The organism is Erwinia sp. 198 (assembly GCF_003937915.1).
Classification (GTDB): domain Bacteria; phylum Pseudomonadota; class Gammaproteobacteria; order Enterobacterales; family Enterobacteriaceae; genus Erwinia; species Erwinia aeris.
The window spans coordinates 80,566-99,744 of record NZ_RHUM01000002.1 but is presented as its reverse complement, the minus strand read 5'-3'; the positions used below and the strand labels follow the sequence as shown (position 1 = coordinate 99,744).

The window sequence follows — 19,179 nt, the reverse complement described above, 5'->3', positions numbered from 1 at the left end:
CTATTCTTGTATAGTTCAGGGGAGCGATGAGGCTCCCCCTGTGCTATTTATATCGCAACGCAGTTTCAACAAGCGTTTCAGTAAAATCATAAATTTCATCAAGCGTAGTAATCGGATGTCGGGTTTCAACTTTGTTTGCGTCAAACAGGCTAAGATATTTTTGGCTGCGATTCAGGTGCAAACGACATATCGGCTTTCTGTTATTATCATCTATCAGAATGCCAAAATAGCTTCGTGTATCCCTGTAAGATATCCTTTCTGAAGAGATATGTTTTCTGATAATAGATTTAACTATATGGAACCCCTCAATTTCCTCCGCTGTTGTGATAATACCGTCATCATCTTCAGGCTGAGGAGTATCGCCTTCATTAAGTAGACCATTAGAATCCTTTTCAGACTTCGTTGTTACACTACCGCTAATGGCAGATTTAAGTCTCTCATTAACCTGGTCATTCAGCCATTGGCTTGCCGCTTTTTTTGTCAAGACAAAGAAAAGTTCTTTAACCTTTTGCGTAAAAACGCCCTCGTACACGCGAGATCCTACAAGTTTAACAAAATCGTCTTCAGGATTTTGAAACTGGGCTGAGATTATCTTTTTGATTTGGCTTACATACTTAAGTTCCCCAGCGGCATTCACTATAGATTCGACATCGAAAGCGCTTCTGGTTAGCTTTAATAGCTCGGGAACAACATGTTCGTCAATGTTAAGGAGATCCAACTCAAGGAAAGGTTTCTCATCCATCTTATTAGGCGCATCCAGGTCAGTAAAAAACTTGTAGACTTGCCCATTGGTGAGGATGGATATCCTTGCAGTAGTAACATGGAAATATCTAAAAAGTTGGGAAGCATGTTTAATGTTAAGCGAGTCGCCTATTTTCTTACACTCAACAAGCATCTGAATTTCATCATCCCTGACAATTGCATAGTCAATTTTCTCCCCTTTTTTTGTGCCTACATCGCAAATAAATTCTGGAATGACCTCTGTTGGATTAAACACGTCATACCCTAATATCTTGCTTATAAAGGGCATAACTAATGCACTTTTGGTTGCCTCTTCTGTTTGGATTAAAAGTGATTGCTGCTTTATTTTTGCTGCGAGTGCGTTCAATTCATCTAAAATTTCCATTCATCACCATTAGCGTTTTAAGCCTGGACCCAGCCCCGGCTGATACTGTATTGAGATATGGTTTGATGTTAATTAAATATAAATGGCGTTTTTGACTAAAAAATTTTAAAAATGCTAAATTTTATCTTCAGCAGAAACATAAAGCTGAATATTGCTTATGATATAAGCGATGGCGCAATCTTTGTCAACAGATATAAGCGAGACGATTACCACTTATTGCGCATGACGTTAAGAGTTTGGCCGAAGATCATTACTCAATTTTTTTACACTAAGGGGAGTGCCGGCCCCGATCAGGAACCGTGCACTGGGCTGATGATTTATGTAAAGCCGTCATATTTAACAGATACCGCTGGTTACCAAATATTTTATAAATGCAGCTTCAGTGAGTACAGGAAAAAATTATCTATATAAATTGAATCCATTCCCTGTCTCTATGGTGTCCTGTCATTAATCCAGCCGGATCCAGCGTCTTCCCGCCAGCACGGTCACGGCGATAATCGTGATGCCCGCCGCCAGATGCATAATGAAATCCAGCATATGCAGATGTGTTTGATGGCACAGCGACAGCAGCATGGATGACATAAAGGCGATGCCGCCGCCCGCCAGCGCCAGGCTTTTGCCCGGATAAAGCGAGCGGGAACGATGCAGCGCCGCCACGGCAATCACCATCATCGGCAGGCTGGCCGACAGCATAAACAGATAACAGTGTATGCCCTCGCCAAACTGTCCGCCGCCCGCCGGTGTGGTGGCAGTCATATTACCTAAATTAAGCGCCAGCCAAATGAGCGCCAGCAGGCCCAGCCATCTCAAACGCACGGGGGGGCGCCCGGCCAGGCTGAGCGTAAACGCGCCCGCCATAGCGCCGCTGCCAAGAATAAAAGACAGCAGCAGGCTTAGCAGCGCAGGCAGCGCATCGGGCCGTGACCAGTCGGTGAATCTGCTGTGCAGCGCCCAGCTGCTTACCATGCCGCAGGGCAAGGCCAGCGCTATCCAGACAGCCACGCGCCAGCCAGTAGGCCAGAGGCGTTTAACCGGCCGCGCCGAGGCGCTAAGTTGATCGATAAACCGATCATGATTTCTCATGATTGCTTTTTCCTGATTTGCGAAGGTTAAGCATTGCGCGATGCAAAAGCGACTTTACGGCGGCTATCGACAGATTGCTTTCCGCCGCGGCCTGAGCAAGGCTCTGTTCGCGCAGATGAACGGATTCCACAATTTCCCGCTGCCTTACCGGCAGGCTGTCCAGATAGCCATTCAGTTCATGACCATCGGTATCCGTTTCCGGCAGGACAGCAGCCTGGCGGTTTACCGCCTCCTCGTCCTGAACTTCCTGACTTCTGCCGCGCTGCCGCAGAGCGTCAATCGCCCTGGCCGAGGTAATCGCCGCTACCCAGGGCAGAACGGGACGCTGCGGATCGTAGGTATGGCGGACGCGATGGATCGCCAGCAGCGTTTCCTGAATAACATCTTCAAGCAGCGCTTCATCACTGATTTTTTGACGCGCAAAGGCGCGGATGGCAGGTACCATCGCTTTCAGCAGCCGGTTATAGGCTTCGCGGTCGCCGGCCTGCGCGCGCGCCATCAGCGCAGGCCAGTGCTGCGTCTCAGTGATGGGCATTGCCCGCCTGCAAAACGTTATCTGCCGGGCTTGTAGTCACTACGCTTGCTCACGATTTTTTCCCGTGTTCAGTGGCGCGATCCAGCGCCGAGATAACAATACCAGGCGTCAGCACCTGCGGCAGCACAACCGGCTTGCCGCCGTCCGCCGGATATACCACGTAAAGCGGCAGTCCGCCCCGGCCGAAATCGCTCAGCGCCTGTTCCACATCCGGATTGTACTTAGTGGAATCCGCAACCATATAGATGGTATCGGTACGCGCCATCGCTGCTTTAACAGCCTGAGTAGAAAGCGACGTGCGATCGTTTACCTGACAGGTAATACACCAGGATGCGGTAAAGTTTACCAGAATCGGTTTGCCCTGCCCTTTAATCGCCTCGACATTCTGCGGCGTCCAGGCAACGGCTGCCGCAGCCTGTGCAGTTTCAGCGCCGTTTTGCGGCGTGGCGGTGGCGTTAAGGTTAAGCAGCGGCACCGCCACCAGCAGCAGAAATACCACGGTTGCGCTATGCAGCGCCCAGTGACGCCTGCCCATCATCTGACGTTTTTGCGCCATGCCATACAGCCAGGCGGCAAAGCTCAGCAGCAGACAGCAGGCCAGGATAGCCGCCAGCGCCGCCGAGCCGGCCTGCCGCTCCAGCACCCAAATCAGCCAGCCGACCGCGCCCAGCATCGGAAACGCCAGCCCCTGTTTCAGCGTCGACATCCAGGCGCCGGGCGCAGGCAGCACTTTCGCCAGCACCGGAAAAAAAGAAATCAGCGTAAAAGGTGCAGCAAATCCCAGCGCCAGCGAGATAAAGATCATCAGGCTGACCGCCGGCGGCTGAGTCAGCGCATAGCCGACCGCGCTGGCCATAAAGGGCGCGCTACAGGGCGTCGCCACAATAATTGCCAGCGCGCCGGTCAGCGCAGAGCCGGTCAGACCGCCGCGATCGCCGCCTATTCCCCCTACCCGCTGCACCGAAAGCCCGACCTCAAAAAGCCCAAAAAGATTGAGGGCCGAGCCAAGCATCACCAGGATCAGCAGCGCGATCACCAGCGGCGACTGAAGCTGAAATCCCCAGCCGACCGACGATCCGCCCGCCCGCGCCAGCAGCAGCACGCCCACCAGCGCTACCATGGTCACCACCACGCCGAGCAGAAACGCCAGGCCTTCGGCGCGGGCCTGTGCGGGCCTGTCATGATGGCGCAGCAGGCTCAGCGCCTTCAGCGAAATCACCGGAAACACGCACGGCATTAAATTCAGGATAAGGCCGCCCAGCAAGGCGGCAGCGATAGCAGTCAGCATAATAAACCTACTCCGTTATGCCGGGTTGGCCTGGCGATATTTTTTCACCGCGTCCATCGCTTTTTGAATATGCGCGTCCGGATTTTTGTCGGTATAGCTGAGCAGGATCTTGCCGTCCGGCGCAATCACATAGGAAGTGCGGTCGGAATAGGTTTTCCCTTTCATCTCCAGCGTATTTTTATATGCTGTCGCGACTTTCGCGCCCGGATCGGCGGCTACGGTAAATTTATCGCGGCATTCCAGCTGGGAAAACTTAGCGATCTGGTCGGTATTGCCCGCCGTCACGCCAATCACCGTCGCGCCCTGCTTGTTAAACTCATCGGTCGCTTCGGCAAAGTCATGCGCTTCCAGGGTACAGCCCGCGCTAAACGCGGCCGGGAAGAAATAGAGCACCACCGGGCCTTTTTGCAGCGCCTGCTGTAGCGAGAACGTGGTCGATTTACCGGCCAGCGCGGCATCAAGCTTAAAATCCGGCGCTTTTTCACCGACCTGCAGGGCAGCAAAGGCGCTGGTCACGGGCAAGGTAAGCGCCAGCAGCGTGGCGGCGGTCAGGGCTTTCAGGTTCATACGCATAAACATCTCTCCATTATTCGACAGGTGAAAGGAAACCATCTCCTTAATCAGAGGTTCGTCGAACCACAGGGAAAAGTTTCGCTGAGGTAAAAAAAATTTTAGCTATTCGTCTAATGGAGGCGAATTGTGTGATCGCCTTAACAGAACTACCCTTTGCTGCACGTCATTCAGCATCGGGACTGCTTTGAACGCCCTGATGCTGTCAGCCACATCAATTTTTACAGGGATACTATGTCGCCGACCAGAACTGAACGCGCCGCTCAACAGAAAGTCGACAACACTGACGTAAGCGTACACGGAGCGAGAACACACAACCTGAAAGATGTCTCACTCGCTTTCCCGCGCGATGCCATCGTAATCTTTACGGGCGTCTCCGGCTCGGGAAAATCCTCACTGGCCTTCGATACGCTCTATGCGGAAGCGCAGCGAAGGTATCTGGAATCCGTCGCGCCACATGTGCGTCACCTGATTGAGCAGGCTCCGGTGCCGGACGTGGACAATATCGACGGTTTGCCACCGGCCGTCGCGCTCCAGCAGAGCCGCGCAGGCGCTCAGGAGCGCTCTACGGTAGGCAGCCTGACCCGCATTTCGGTCACGCTCCGCCTGCTTTTTTCCCGTGCAGGGCATTACCCGAAGGGCATCCCTTTTATGCCTGCCGAGGCGTTCTCTCCCAATAATCCGCAGGGAGCCTGTACGCTGTGCCAGGGGACGGGCAGGACGCATGAAGTGAAGGCCGACGCGCTGGTGCCTGATGAGTCGTTGAGTATTCGCGAAGGCGCGATAGCCGCGTGGCCAAACGGCTGGGGAGCAAAAAATCTGCGCACCATTCTTGAAATGCTCGACTACGACGTGGATGCGCCGTGGAAAACCTTATCGGCAAAGGATCGGCAGTGGATACTGTTTACCGACGAACAACCCTCCGTGTCCGTGTTTCCCGATATGAATGCTAAACAGCAAAAAGCGGCGATCGCGGCCGGGATGAAGCCCGACTATACCGGCACCTACACCAGCGCCAAAAGATATCTGCTGCAAAGCTATGCCGGCGGTAAAGAGTCCGTTAAAAAGCGGCTGTCCCCTTTTATTGCCACGGCGCCGTGCCCTGCCTGCCAGGGTAAAAAGCTTAACCCAAACGCCCTTGCCGTCACCTTTGCCGGCTACGATATCGCCGGGATGGGCGAGCTGACCCTGACGCAGCTGAAAATGCTGCTGCTGCCGTTTGCCGGGGGCGAGTCGCCCTCTTTGCCAGAGGAAACGGCGCTGCGGGAAGCCACCACAAGAATGGCGTCGGACATCTGCGGCCGTCTTGAACAGCTGGAGAAGCTGGGGCTGGGCCACCTTGCTCTGGGACGGCAGACCACCATGCTCTCTTCCGGGGAGCTTCAGCGGATACGGCTGGCGACCCAGCTTATTTCACAGCTTTTCGGGGTGCTGTACGTGCTGGACGAGCCTTCCGCCGGGCTGCATCCGGACGATGTGCAGGCGCTGCTGCATTCCCTGCGTTCGCTGCTGGAGGCCGGCAACTCGCTGGCGATTGTAGAGCACAATCTTGATGTGATTGCCGAAGCCGACTGGCTGATTGAGGTGGGACCAGGGCCGGGCCGTCAGGGAGGCGAAATCGTCTATAACGGCGTGCCGGACGGACTGCGAAAAGTGACGGCGTCACGTACGGCGCCTTATTTGTTCAGCCAGCAGCAGCCGGGTTTACGCCAGCGGAAATCGCCTGCCGGCTGGCTCAGGCTGGAGCAGATTAGCTGCAACAATATTTCCGCGCTCGATGTGGCCATTCCTCTTGAAAACATGACCGTGATCACCGGCGTGTCGGGTTCGGGGAAATCAACGCTGTTGACCCGGGTGCTGCCGGGCTTGCTGGCGCGGCTGGATAACACGCCAGTGGATGAGGAGGTCGAAGAAGAAGACGGGACGTCAGACGTGCAGGGGAAAATCACGGCCGGGGGCGACAGCCTTAAAAGGCTGATCCGCATCGATCAGCGCCCTATCGGACGCACGCCTCGTTCCAACCTGGCGACCTACACCGGCTTTTTCGATACCGTTCGCAAGCTGTTTGCGGCAACCGACGAGGCAAAGCGGCTTGGCTTTACCGCAAGCCGCTTCTCTTTCAATCTTCCCGAGGGACGCTGTCCGGCCTGCGAGGGCCAGGGGCAAATCACCATTGAACTGATGTTTATGCCAGGCGTAAGCGCACCCTGTTCCGCCTGCGGCGGCGCCCGCTACAACGAGGAAACGCTGAAGATACGGTGGCAAAACCGGACAATTGCTGACGTCCTCGCTCTGACCGTGGATGAGGCCGTTGCCGTTTTTGACGGTAATGACACTATTCAGCGCTCTTTGACGGCGCTTACCGCCCTGGGGCTGGGATACCTTAAATTAGGCCAGCCGGCCACGGAATTGTCCGGTGGCGAATGCCAGCGCATCAAGCTTGCCTGGGAGCTTCAGCGCGCGCAGCGGGGGAAAACGCTTTATCTGCTGGACGAGCCATCTTCAGGTCTCCATCCTTCCGATACGGACAAACTGCTGGGCGTACTGGATCGGCTGGTGCAGCGTGGCGATACCGTTATCATGGCCGAACATGATATGCGCATCGCCGCCGAGGCGGACTGGGTGATCGATTTAGGGCCGGGTTCCGGGAGTAACGGCGGCCGCATCGTAGCGGCAGGAACACCTGAAACGGTCAGCCAGGCGGCTGAGAGCCTGACCGCGCCTTATCTGGCCAGCAAGCTGAAAAACAGAACCGCCGTTCCGCAATAAGCCTTAACGGAGGAAGGAAAGCAGGCCTTCCTCCGTTATCGCTCCGGTCAGACCAGCGCCCACACCAGCCACGTCAGCGCAAAGCCGCTCAGGCCCATTATCGTGGTTAACACCGTCCAGGTTTTCAGGCCGTCGACCACGGACAGCCCCAGATAGCGCGTTACCACCCAGAATCCCGCATCGTTCACGTGCGACAGGCCCAGTCCGCCAAAGCAGGCGGCCAGCGTCACCAGTACCCTGTCCATCTCATTTGCGCCGCCCACCGCCGAGGTCAGCAAGCCGCTGGTGGTCAGGATCGCCACCGTGGCCGATCCCTGGGAGGCGCGCAGCGCCAGCGACAGAATAAACGCCGCCGGTACCAGCGGCAGATGCAGCGTTTCCAGCGTCAACGCCAGCGCTTTACCCACGCCCGACTCCACCAGCACCTTGCCAAATGCGCCGCCCGCGCCCGCCACCAGGATCACGCTGGCCGATCCCGGAATGGCACGACCGGTCAGATCTTCCAGCTTGTCTTTGCTCCAGCCGCGACGCAATCCTAGCAGCCATGCGGCCAGCGCCAGCGCGATAAGTAACGCGATTGGCGGCGTGCCGATCACCGTCATCACCTTACGCAGCAGGCTCTCTTCCGCCAGCAGCGAGTGCGCCAGCGTACCCAGCACGATCAGCGCGATGGGCACCACGATCAGGCCGGAAATCATCAGCGCGCCCGGCGTCCCGCTCTTTTTCTCTAGGCCTTCCGGCTTCGCCATTTGCAGGCTCTCCAGCACCTCCACCGACAGCTGGAAACGCTGGCGATTCATCGCTTTCGCCACCAGATAGCCAACGATGCCCACCGGGATCGAAATCACCAGGCCCAGCAGCATTAGCCAGCCCATATCGGTATGCAGGATCCCGGCGGCTGCCGCCGGGCCAGGATGTGTAGGCAGCGCCACGTGCACCGTCAGCATGACGCCCGCCATCGGCAAACCGAACTTGATTGGCGAGACGCGCGCAACTTTGCTGAAGCCGTAGATCAGCGGGATCACGATAATAAAGCCGACCTCAAAAAACACCGGGATCCCCAGGATAAACGCCGCCATGGTCAGCGCCGCTACGGTGCGCCGGATGCCCAGCGTCCTGCTGAAACGCTGCGCGAGCGACTCTGCGCCCCCCGATGCCTCAATAATCGCGCCGAGCATCGCGCCCAGTACGATGATAATGGCGATATGGCCGAGCAGCCCGCCCATGCCGCTCATAATGATCTCCATGATTTTTTCAGACGGAATGCCGGTGGCGATAGCGACCAGCAGGCTCACAATCAACAGCGCAACGAAGGGATGGACTTTGGCTTTAATGACCAGCAGCAGCAGAACAACGACGCTGGCGGTCGCGATGGCTAACAGCATAGCGGTGGACATGGTAATCCTTCTATTCTTATCGTATTCACAGACCCGGTGCAGGTAAATGGTGAGGTAAACCGGCGCGAAGGCACCGGGTAACACGGGCTTAGCGTTTTTTCGCCCAGGGTTCAAACCAGCCAAGCCCGGCGAGCGTGCCGTTGCGTGGAATATATTCGCAGCCTATCCAGCCGTCGTAGCCCACTTCGTCCAGCAGGGTAAACAGCCACGGGTAGTTGATTTCGCCCTCGTCCGGCTCGTGGCGATCCGGTGCGGAGGCGATCTGCACGTGACGATAGCGTCCAACGTTTTCCCGAATCAGATGGCTCAGGTTGCCGTCCACCATCTGCGCGTGAAACAGATCGAGCTGGGTAAAGACGTTTGGCCGCTCGATACGCACCATCATCGCCAGCGTCTGGTACTGGCTGGCATAAAGATAGTTGGGCTTGATTTTGGGGCCGAGCGCCTCCAGCAGGATGGTGATGCCGTGTGGCGCAAAACGGTCGGCCGCATAGTGAATATTGCTGACAAACGTCTGCTCACAGGCTGCGCGATCCATACCTTCCTGCACCACGCCAGCCATGATATGCACCTGCGAGACGTTCAGCGCAAGCGCGTAGTCCAGCGCGCTGTCGATATCGGCGCGGGCATCGGCCTCGCGCCCCGGGATCGCCGTTACGCCCCATTCTCCTGCCTGCACGTCGCGCGGCGCGGTGTTAAACAGCACCAGCTTAAGGTGATGTTTATCCAGCCGCGCTTTCAGCTGCTGCGCCGGATAGTCGTAGGGAAACAGAAATTCCACGGCCTCGAAACCGGCGTCGGCCGCCGCGGCAAAGCGCTCCAGGAAAGGCACTTCGGTAAACTGGGTGGAAATATTCGCTGCAAACTTCGGCATTATCGGCTCCTTAACTCGTCAGTTTCCGCTTCGCTGAGGTAGCGGATCTCGCGGTCGCCCAGCGTGAAAATCAGGCGCGCCGTCTCTTCCAGCTCTTCCGTATTATCCGCCGCCTCGCGCAGCGAGCTGCCTACCACTACCGAGCCGTGGTTCGCCAGCAGAAAGCCGCGATAGCGCCCCGCCAGCGCGGCGAGATCGTCTGCCAGCCGCGTGTCGCCCGGCCTGTAATATGGCACGACCGGCACATCGCCGACGCGCATCACCACATAGGGCGTAAACGGGCGGATACAGTTCTGCCGATCCAGATCTTCCAGACAGGAGAGCGCGGTCAGATAGTGGCTGTGCAGGTGCACCACCGCTTTGCAGCCGGGATCGTTCAGATAAAGCGCCCGGTGAAAAGCGATCTCTTTGGAAGGCTTATCGCCGGCGATCCATTCGCCCTGCGGCGTCACTTTAGACAGGCGTTCACCATCCAGCTCGCCCAGACAGGAGCCGGTCGGCGTCGCCAGCAGATTACCGTCCTCCAGCAGTACAGAAAGGTTGCCGGCAGAGCCGGTAGCGTAGCCGCGCTGGAAAAAAGAGGCGCCCAGCTTCACCATCTCCTGGCGGGCCTGATGTTCAGTCATAATGAAAACTCCGTTTGCGCGCGGCGGAAAAACTGCTCGTCGCCAAAATTGCCTGACTTCAGCGCCAGCGACAGCGGCTGATGAATATCCCTTACCCAGGGCACGCCGGGAGAAATGGTCGGCCCGATATGAAAAGCGGTCACGTCAAGGCTCTGCGCCACCACGCCGGAAGTTTCGCCGCCTGCCACGATAAAACGCTGCCAGCCGAGCGCCTTCAGATTGCGGGTGACGGCGGCGAACAGGGCTTCTATCGCCTCGCTGCTGCGCTGTGCACCGTACTGCTGCTGAATAAGCTGTAGCTGTTGCGCATCCGCCGTGGCATAAAGCATCGGCGCCAGCGGCCGGGCATTGTGACTGGCAACCCAGTCGGCAAGCTCGCGGGCATAGTCGTCTACATTGTCCAGACAGCGGCTGACCTCTACTTCCCGCGCGGGTGCCTGCTGGCGATAGGCGTTGACCTGACGATTGGTCATCTGCGAGCAGGATCCGGAAATCACCACCGCGCGCTCGCCGCGTGGACGCCCTGCCGTTTCGGCCTCATCATGATGGTTTTGCGTCGTGGCCCACTGGCGCGCCAGCCCGATAGCCAGGCCGGAGCCGCCGGTGACCAGACGCATCTCGCGCAGCGCCTCGCCCTGCGTCAGTAAATGCTGTTCGCTGAGTGCATCCAGCACTACGTAAGTCACGCCGGCGGCCTTCAGCTCGCTTAATTTTTCGCGCACTGCCTCGGCACCGCGATCCAGCGTAGCGGCGGCAATCAGGCCCGCTTTGCCCTTAGCCTGGCGCGCCATCAGGCGCAGCAGATTGCTGTCCGTCATCGGCGTGACCGGATGATGACGCATCCCCGACTCCGACAGCAGCTGCTCGCCCACAAACAGATGGCCCTGATAGACGGTACGGCCGTTCACCGGCAGCGCCGGACAGATTGCCGTCTGCGTTTCGCCAAGCTCATACATCAGCGCGTCGGTGACCGGGCCAATATTGCCTTTTTCGGTACTGTCGAAGGTCGAACAATATTTAAAATAGAAACGATCGCAGCCCTGCTCCCGCAGCCAGCGCAGCGCGGTCAGCGACTGCTCAACCGCCTGCTCAACCGGGCAGGAACGCGACTTAAGGCTGATAACGATCGCCTGCGCGGCAAGACTTTCCTGCCGTTCAGGCACGCCGTTAAACTGGATGGTGGCCAGGCCGTTCTGCGTCAGAAAGCTGGCGATATCGGTCGCGCCGGTAAAGTCGTCGGCAATCACTCCCAGACGCATCATGCCTGCTCCTTGCCCTGAGGCAGCGTGATGCCGCTGAAAATCTTGATCACCGCGCTGTCGTCCTCACGGCCATAGCCGGCGTTGCTGGCTTCGGTAAACATGTTCAGCGCGGTAGAGGCCAGCGGCAGCGGAAAATGCAGCGCTTTCGCCGTCTCGGCCACCAGGTTGAGATCTTTTACAAAGATATCGACCGCAGATTTCGGACTGTAGTCGCCGTCGACCACGTGGCGCATCCGGTTTTCGAACATCCATGAGTTGCCCGCCGCGTTAGTGACGACCTCATACATGGTATCAAGCGGGATACCGGCGCGGGCGGCCATCGCCATCGCTTCCGCGCCCGCCGCAATATGCACGCCAGCCAGCAGCTGGTGAATGATTTTTACGGTGGATCCCAGGCCGATTTCGCCGCCGACGCGGTAGACTTTTGCCGCCACCGCCTCCAGCACGGGCTGCAAGCGCTCAAAGGCGGCATCGCTGCCGGAGGCCATCACCGTCATCTCTCCGACAGCCGCTTTGGCCGCGCCGCCGGAAACGGGCGCGTCCAGCATCAGCAGCTGATGCTGCGCCAGCCGCTGTTCAATCTGCTGCGCATCCTGCGAAGAGATAGTGGACGACACCATTACCACCGTGCCCGGCTTCAGCCTGGCAGCCAGCCCGCTATCGCCGAATAAAATAGCGTTAACCTGTTTAGCATTGACCACCAGCAGCAGCACGGCCTCCAGCTGGTCGACAAACCCGTCGGCGGTGCTTTGCGCATCGCGAGCGCCCGCCTGGCGCAGCGTTTCCAGCGCCGCTGGGTTAAGATCAACGCCCCAGGTGTTCAGCCCCGCACGAATGCAGGAGGTAGCTGTACCCATCCCCATCGACCCTAAACCGATTACGCAAACGTTTTGAATTGGCACCGTGGCCTCCGTTGTTAAATTAAGTGATTATTTGTTCAATGTTGTTAATCGTGCCAGCTTATCGGATGAATAAATGTGCCGCGCATCACAAATTGAAGGTGGCGAACAAAAAAGAACATTTCTTCACAAGCGCTGTCAGCACTGAATCTTGAGGCGAAAAGGCGGAACCACACCGCAGAACCGGCAAATTTTCTATTCGCGCGGCCATCCCTTTCCATTACAATGTGAAAAATTGATAATTTCACAGGAGCAGACGTGATCCCGGTTGAACGACATCAGCAGATCCTGGCGATGGTGGCCGAACGCGGCGTGGTGAGCTTTTCGGAACTGACCGAGCGGCTGGGCGTATCGCATATGACCATTCGACGTGACGTGCAGAAGCTGGAGGAGCAAGGAGCGCTGCTGGCGGTATCCGGCGGCGTGCGTTCGGCGGAACGGCTGGCGGCGGAACCGTCGCACCAGACCAAAACCTCGCTCTATAATGCGGAGAAAAATGCGATTGGCCGCCGCGCCGCGCAGCATATTCCCCGCAACAGCTGTATCTATATCGATGCGGGCACCACCACGCTGGCGCTGGCTGGCGAGCTGCTGGATCGCGACGACCTGCTGGTGGTGACCAACGACTTTATGGTGGCGGCCTTGCTGATGGAGAAAAGCCGCTGTCGGCTGATCCACACCGGCGGCACGGTATGCCGCGAAAATCGTTCCTGCGTCGGGGAAAGCGCGGCGCGCAGCCTGCGCCATCTCGCTATTGATATCGCTTTTATCTCTGCATCCTGCTGGGGGCCGCGAGGCCTCTTTACCCCGGACGAGGACAAGGTCACGGTAAAGCAGGCGGTGTGCGACGTCAGCAGCAAGCGCGTACTGCTCAGCGACAGCTCCAAATACAATAAAATCGCCACGTTTATGGCGCTGCCGCTGGAGATCTTCGACACCATCGTCACCGATAGCCGCCTGAGTGCTCAGGCGCGCGAAGCGCTGGGCGAAGGAAACTGGAAGCTGGCTCTCGCGGATTAACCTGCGTGGCGGTCAGTCGGCGGCTGGTGCGCTATAGTGCGGCCAAAGGAAAGCCGGACAGCAGTGGAGGCTGGTATGCCCGCCAGAAAAAGGAAAAAAATCACCCGCACGCCGCACGATGCGGTTTTTAAGCAATTTCTGACCGATCCCGCTGTCGCGAAAGATTTTATGGCGCAGCATCTGTCCGAGTCGGTGCGGGCCGCCTGCGATTTTTCGACTCTGCGGCTGGCGTCCGGCAGCTTTGTTGAAGAGAGCCTGCGCGCCTGCTTCAGCGATGTGCTTTATAGCCTGAAAACCGCCGGCGGCGACGGCTATATTTATGTGCTGATTGAACACCAGTCGACGCCCGATCGTCATATGGCCTTCCGGCTGCTGCGCTACGTGGTTGCCGTGATGCAGCGCCATCTGGACGCCGGTCACACTAAGCTGCCGCTGGTGATCCCGGTGCTGTTTTATAACGGCAAACGGTCGCCCTATCCTTTTTCGACCCACTGGCTTCATGGATTTACCGATCCCGATATGGCGGGCAGGATCTATGGCACCCATTTCCCCCTTGTCGACGTCACGGCGATCCCCGATGACGAGATTGTGCATCACCGGAAGATGGCGGCGCTGACGCTGGTACAAAAGCATATTCACCAGCGCGATATGACGGACCTGTTGGACAGGCTGACCGCGTTTATTTTAGCGGGAGATCTCACAGAACAGCATTTGATTTCACTGGTAAACTATTTATTGCTTGCAGGTGAAGCTTCAGACGCAAAGGTATTTGTACAGCAGCTGGCACAGCGCGTGCCGCAACACGAGGAGAAACTGATGACTATCGCACAGCAGCTCAAGCAAACAGGCGTTCAGGAAGGGATGAAAATGGGCGTCGAAAAAGGAATGCGTAAAGGAATGCGGCTCGGTCGAAAAGCGGAGGCGCGCAATATCGCCCGGGCGATGCTGCGGCAGGGATTTGACCTTCAGGCCGTGGCAACGCTAACCGGGCTGAGCAAGGTTGAACTGGCGCAGCTTTACCCGTGATTTTTCCACCAGGCCTGTAATAAGCACGTCCGGGCCGTCGCCAGGCCCGGTAAAACCCAACCTCATCCTGCTTTTTGCGCCCTGCCGCATACCCTTCACTTTCTACGCAATAGTCTATGATTTCTTCAAAGCTTACATCGCACTCCTTGCGATGTCGTCTATCGCTCACCGCTGTGCTTAAAGAGGCTATTGAATGGGATCCGGAACATTTAGTAAGAGCTGGGGGGCCGAGTATGTGGCCGACGGTAAGATTCGTTTTCGCCTTTGGGCTACCGGGCAAAAAAGCGTCACGCTCAGGCTGGCCGGAAAAGATATGGCCATGTCCGCCAGCGGCGACGGCTGGTTTGAGGCGGAGGTTAGCGAGGTAGCGCCCGGCGCGGAATACAACTTTGTGCTTGCCGACGGCATGGTGGTGCCGGATCCGGCATCGCGTGCGCAAAAGGCGGACGTTAACGGCCCCTCTGTGGTTATCGATCCCGCCAGCTATAGCTGGCAGCATGAATGGCGCGGTCGTCCGTGGATTGAAACGGTGGTGTACGAAATGCATATCGGCACCTTTACCCCGGAAGGCACCTTTCGGGCCGCCATAGAGAAACTGCCTCACCTGGCGGAGCTGGGTATCACCATGCTGGAAGTGCTGCCCGTTTCGCAGTTTGGCGGCAATCGCGGCTGGGGCTACGACGGCGTGCTGCTTTACGCGCCGCACTCCGCTTACGGCACGCCGGACGATTTCAAAGCCTTTATCGACGCCGCGCACGGTCATGGCCTGTCGGTGGTGCTTGATATCGTCCTGAACCATTTTGGCCCGGAAGGCAACTACCTGCCGCTGCTGGCGCCTGACTTCTTTCATAAAGAGCGCATGACTCCCTGGGGAGCCGGAATCGCTTATGACGTCGCGGCGGCTCGCGACTATATGGTGGAAGCGCCGCTGTACTGGCTACAGGAGTACAATCTGGACGGGCTGCGTTTTGACGCCATCGATCAGATTGAAGACACCTCGGAAAAACATGCGCTGATCGCTATCGCCGAACGTATTCGTGCAGAAATCACCGACCGGCCGGTTCACCTCACCACCGAGGACAGCCGCAACGTCATTTTCCTGCACCCGCGTGAAGAGGACGGCAGCGTGCCGCTGTTTACCGGCGAGTGGAACGATGATTTTCATAACGCCATTCACGTCTTCGCCACCGGCGAAACCCACGCTTACTATCGCGACTTCGCCAACGAGCCGGAAAAGCTTATTGCGCGTATCCTGACGGAAGGCTTTGCTTATCAGGGCGAAGTCTCGGCGCAGTCGGGTGAAAAACGCGGCGTGAAAAGTTCAGGTCAGCCGCCGACCGCATTTGTCGATTTTATTCAGAACCACGACCAGACGGGCAACCGCGCCCAGGGCGACAGGCTGATCCAGCTGGCGGGCGTCGATCGCACCAGGGTGCTGCTGGCCACGCTGCTCTGCTCGCCGCATATTCCCCTGCTGTTTATGGGCGAAGAGTACGGCGAAACCCGGCCTTTCCTGTTCTTTACCGATTTCCACGGCGATCTGGCTAAAGCGGTGCGCGAAGGACGCGCGCGTGAATTCCAGGGCCATGCCGGACATGAAGACGAAAGCGTGCCCGATCCTAATGCCAAAAGCACGTTTGACGCTTCTAAGCTGGACTGGCAAAAGACGCAAAGCCCGCAGGGACAGGCGTGGCTGGCGTTAACCAAAGAGCTGCTGGCCGTGCGGCAGCGCTATATTGTGCCGCTGCTCGCCACTGCGGGCGGCAACAGCGGCAAAGTACTGCAAACCGCCGCCGGTTTCGTCGCCGTCAGCTGGACATTCCCTCAGGGCACGCTGTCGATCGCGCTGAATATCGGCGAGAAAACCCAGCCCGTGCCGGACATGCCGGGCGAGACGATTTTTAGCTGGCCGCAGGCCATCACCGAACTGCCCCGGCACGCCATCCTTGTTCGCCTTGCTCCGGGAGAAACCGCGTGACTATTCCAGCCTCGACCTACCGTATCCAGTTCCGCAGCGGCATGACTTTCGATCGGGCCGCCGCGCTTGTGCCTTACCTGAAACAGCTGGGCATCAGTCATCTCTATGCATCACCCATTTTTACCGCGCTTTCCGGCTCTACTCACGGTTATGACGTTATCAACGCCAATGAAATCGATCCGGCGATTGGCGGCCGTGAGGGCTTCGACCGTCTGGTGAAAACCCTGCAACAGGCTGGCCTGGAGCTGATCATCGATATCGTGCCGAACCATATGGCGTCATCGCTGGAAAACGCCTGGTGGCGCGACGTGGTGGAGCACGGCGAAAACAGCCGCTACGCCCGCCATTTTGATATTGACTGGTCACGCCGTCTGACGCTGCCTTTCCTGGGCGACGATTTTGATGTCGAGCTTGAAAACGGCGCTATCGCGGTGAAATCCGATCCGCAAACCGGGCAACCGGCGCTGGCTTACTACGAGCATTTCTATCCGCTGACGCCTTCAAGCTGGCAGGATCGGGCCGAGGCGGTGCTGCAACTCACCGACAATGCCGATATTGCCGCGCTGCACGACAGCCAGCCCTACAGGCTGATGTCCTGGCGGGACGCGCCGCGCGACCTCTCCTTCCGCCGATTTTTTGAAATCACGGGGCTGGCCGGCGTGCGGGTGGAAGACAAAGCCGTATTCGACGACGCGCACCAGCTGATCCTTGAACTGGTGCGCAGCGGCGCAGTTCAGGGCCTGCGCGTTGATCACGTTGACGGGCTGGCCGATCCCAAAAGCTATCTGGAGCGGCTGCGTCAGGAAGCCGGGCCGGAATGCTATATCACGGTAGAAAAGATCCTGGCCAAGGGCGAGCATCTGCCCGCCGACTGGCCCATCTCCGGCACCACAGGGTACGAATTTATTGCTTCCCTGTCCGAAGCGCTGGTGGACGGCAAACAAATTCGCCAGCTGCGGCAGGCCTATGAAACGCTGCTGGGCAAGCCGGTTGACGTGCAGGCGGAGCTGCGTGCGGCCAAAATGCTGATGGCGACCCGCAACTTCGCCGGTGAAGCGACCAGGCTTTTGCAGCTTGCCACCACTATCGCCGCCGCCGATAACGAGCCGCTGGAAGAGAAAGCGCTGTTGACGGCGCTGCGGGAGTTGCTGGTCGCCTTCCCTGTTTACCGCACTTACGGCACATCGGAGGGGCTGCCGCCTGAAGATGCCGACCTGCTGCTGAAAGTAGCGGACGAGGTGCGCCAGGGCGCTAAGGCGCCGGATCCGGAGGCGCTGGGCTTTTTAACGCGGATTATGGCGGGTGAAGTTTCCGCTGCCGCCCTTGACGACGCTGCCAGCTTCCGCACCCGCTTCCAGCAGCTGACCGGGCCGCTGATGGCAAAATCGGTCGAGGACACGCTGTTTTTCCGCCTGCATATGGCGCTGGCGCTGAACGAGGTCGGTGCAGAGCCGATGCCGGACGATTTTTCGCCGGAACGTTTCCATCAGGAGATGCGGGAGCGGCTGGCCCGTCAGCCAGACGCCCTTTCCGGCACCTCGACCCACGATACCAAGCGTGGCGAGGATGCCCGGGCGCGCCTCTATACGCTGAGCGAAGCGCCGGAGCGCTGGGCGGAGTGCGTCTCTCGCTGGCGGCAGAGCAACCAGTCTCAGGTGGTGCAGCTTAAGGACGGCCCGGCGCCGAAACCCGCCGTAGAATGGATGCTGTACCAGTCGCTGGCGGGCGCATGGCCCACCGATCTGGCACCTGATGATGCCGCAGGCCTTAAGGCGCTGGAGGAACGCTTTACCGGCTTTGTAGAAAAAGCGCTGCGTGAGGCGAAACTGCGCACCGACTGGGCCGACAGCAATGAAACCTACGAAAACGCCGTGCTCGACTACGTGCGCCATCTGCTGTCGCCCGATAATCAGGCTTTTTTGCAGGACTTCACCGCGTCACTTCAGCCTTTTATCCACGCAGGCCTTGTCAACAGCCTGACCCAGACGGCCATCAAGCTGACCGCGCCGGGCGTGCCGGATATTTATCAGGGCAGCGAAACGCTGGATCTGAGCCTGGTCGATCCCGACAACCGTCGCGAACCGGATTTCGCCGCGCTGGAGCAGCTGTTAAAACATGTTGAGCAGGCCGATCCCGCTAACGAAGCGCACTGGCTGGACGGTCGCCTGAAGCAGCAGCTGATTGCTAAAGTGCTGCCTCTGCGTCAGCAGCTGCCGGATTTGTTTCGTAAAGGCGACTATCTGCCGCTGAACGCCACGGGTCAGCAGGCGGAGAACGTGCTGGCTTTTGGTCGCGCCAACGACGAGGCGGCGCTGATTGTGATCCTGCCTCGCCTTGCGTTTAACCGCTTGCAGGAGGCGCACTGGGCGCCGGCGGAAATCACCCTGCCGGCGGCGCTGGCTGGCCGACGCTATATCAATCTGATCAGTGGCGCAGAATCTGCGCTGGAGACAAGCTTTAGCCTGGCGGGAGGGGATCGGCGGATGCCGGTTATCCTGCTTAGCCGATAAGGCTGACTTTACAGCACAAGGACGTGCTGCCACACCTTATCCCTGTAGTTAACGCTGGTATTGTGAGAGCAGCCGGTAATTTGCATTAACGCTTGCCGAAAGCGGCATTGCTGAACCATCCCGCAACAGATGCTGCGCTTTTTCCCGCCTGTATGTAACTAAATTAACTAAAATATGACATTTTTTAGTTTTGTAACTAAAAACACATACAATCTG

The 19,179-nt window shown here is 58.0% G+C and carries 15 protein-coding genes; 5 read left to right on the top strand and 10 right to left on the bottom strand.

Translation table 11 applies throughout. The annotated features are described in order from the left end of the window. Positions 1 to 43: 43 nt before the first annotated feature. The 5 genes from EGK14_RS02965 to EGK14_RS02945 all read right to left on the bottom strand — a co-directional run bounded on the left by EGK14_RS02965 (position 44) and on the right by EGK14_RS02945 (position 4,611). Positions 44 to 1,126, bottom strand: a complete 1,083-nt coding sequence (locus tag EGK14_RS02965) for a type I restriction enzyme HsdR N-terminal domain-containing protein (protein WP_125287582.1) — start codon at positions 1,124 to 1,126, stop codon at positions 44 to 46. 447 nt (positions 1,127 to 1,573) lie between these two features. Continuing rightward, positions 1,574 to 2,209 (bottom strand): DUF1109 domain-containing protein, encoded by a 636-nt coding sequence (locus EGK14_RS02960; protein ID WP_125287581.1) that lies wholly within the window; start codon positions 2,207 to 2,209, stop codon positions 1,574 to 1,576. Beyond that, complete coding sequence (locus EGK14_RS02955; RefSeq protein WP_125287580.1) at positions 2,196 to 2,744, bottom strand: sigma-70 family RNA polymerase sigma factor; 549 nt, start codon at positions 2,742 to 2,744, stop codon at positions 2,196 to 2,198. Before EGK14_RS02955 ends, EGK14_RS02960 begins: the two co-directional genes overlap by 14 nt. A 49-nt stretch (positions 2,745 to 2,793) precedes the next feature. Continuing rightward, a complete protein-coding gene (locus tag EGK14_RS02950; RefSeq protein ID WP_125287579.1) occupies positions 2,794 to 4,032 on the bottom strand; it encodes a protein-disulfide reductase DsbD in 1,239 nt (412 codons plus the stop codon). Between the two features lie 15 nt (positions 4,033 to 4,047). Further along, a complete protein-coding gene (locus EGK14_RS02945) occupies positions 4,048 to 4,611 on the bottom strand; it encodes a peroxiredoxin (RefSeq protein WP_125287578.1) in 564 nt (187 codons plus the stop codon). Positions 4,612 to 4,836: 225 nt separating this feature from the next. Here EGK14_RS02945 and EGK14_RS02940 point away from each other — a divergent pair, with 225 nt between their 5' ends. Continuing rightward, complete coding sequence (locus EGK14_RS02940; RefSeq protein ID WP_125287577.1) at positions 4,837 to 7,371, top strand: excinuclease ABC subunit UvrA; 2,535 nt, start codon at positions 4,837 to 4,839, stop codon at positions 7,369 to 7,371. A 47-nt stretch (positions 7,372 to 7,418) separates the two neighbouring features. Here the strand turns inward: EGK14_RS02940 and EGK14_RS02935 are convergent, their stop codons facing one another. From EGK14_RS02935 to ltnD, 5 genes are all read right to left on the bottom strand, one after another. Continuing rightward, positions 7,419 to 8,768, bottom strand: coding sequence for a GntP family transporter (locus EGK14_RS02935; protein ID WP_125287576.1), 1,350 nt, complete (start codon positions 8,766 to 8,768; stop codon positions 7,419 to 7,421). An 88-nt stretch (positions 8,769 to 8,856) separates the two neighbouring features. After that, on the bottom strand, positions 8,857 to 9,642 hold the full coding sequence (locus EGK14_RS02930) for an HPr family phosphocarrier protein (protein ID WP_125287575.1): 786 nt from the start codon (positions 9,640 to 9,642) through the stop codon (positions 8,857 to 8,859). Next, positions 9,642 to 10,268, bottom strand: coding sequence for an aldolase (locus tag EGK14_RS02925; protein ID WP_125287574.1), 627 nt, complete (start codon positions 10,266 to 10,268; stop codon positions 9,642 to 9,644). Before EGK14_RS02925 ends, EGK14_RS02930 begins: the two co-directional genes overlap by 1 nt. Next, positions 10,265 to 11,527, bottom strand: coding sequence for a 3-oxo-tetronate kinase (otnK, locus tag EGK14_RS02920; RefSeq protein WP_125287977.1), 1,263 nt, complete (start codon positions 11,525 to 11,527; stop codon positions 10,265 to 10,267). The genes EGK14_RS02925 and otnK overlap by 4 nt, the downstream gene beginning before the upstream one ends. After that, positions 11,527 to 12,432: an L-threonate dehydrogenase gene (gene ltnD, locus EGK14_RS02915; RefSeq protein WP_125287573.1), complete on the bottom strand. Its 906-nt coding sequence runs from the start codon at positions 12,430 to 12,432 to the stop codon at positions 11,527 to 11,529. Before ltnD ends, otnK begins: the two co-directional genes overlap by 1 nt. A 255-nt stretch (positions 12,433 to 12,687) precedes the next feature. On the opposite strand from ltnD, the gene ygbI reads away from it, so the two are divergent. The 4 genes from ygbI to treY all read left to right on the top strand — a co-directional run bounded on the left by ygbI (position 12,688) and on the right by treY (position 18,963). Further along, the gene (ygbI, locus tag EGK14_RS02910; protein WP_125287572.1) at positions 12,688 to 13,449 is read left to right on the top strand and encodes a DNA-binding transcriptional repressor YgbI; all 762 of its coding nucleotides are present in this window, start codon (positions 12,688 to 12,690) and stop codon (positions 13,447 to 13,449) included. Positions 13,450 to 13,524: 75 nt separating this feature from the next. Beyond that, a complete protein-coding gene (locus tag EGK14_RS02905) occupies positions 13,525 to 14,475 on the top strand; it encodes an Rpn family recombination-promoting nuclease/putative transposase (RefSeq protein WP_125287571.1) in 951 nt (316 codons plus the stop codon). 193 nt (positions 14,476 to 14,668) lie between these two features. Next, entirely contained in the window at positions 14,669 to 16,453 is a 1,785-nt protein-coding gene (treZ, locus tag EGK14_RS02900; RefSeq protein WP_125287570.1) for a malto-oligosyltrehalose trehalohydrolase, read from the top strand. Then, entirely contained in the window at positions 16,450 to 18,963 is a 2,514-nt protein-coding gene (gene treY / locus EGK14_RS02895; protein ID WP_125287569.1) for a malto-oligosyltrehalose synthase, read from the top strand. Before treZ ends, treY begins: the two co-directional genes overlap by 4 nt. Positions 18,964 to 19,179 lie beyond the last annotated feature (216 nt).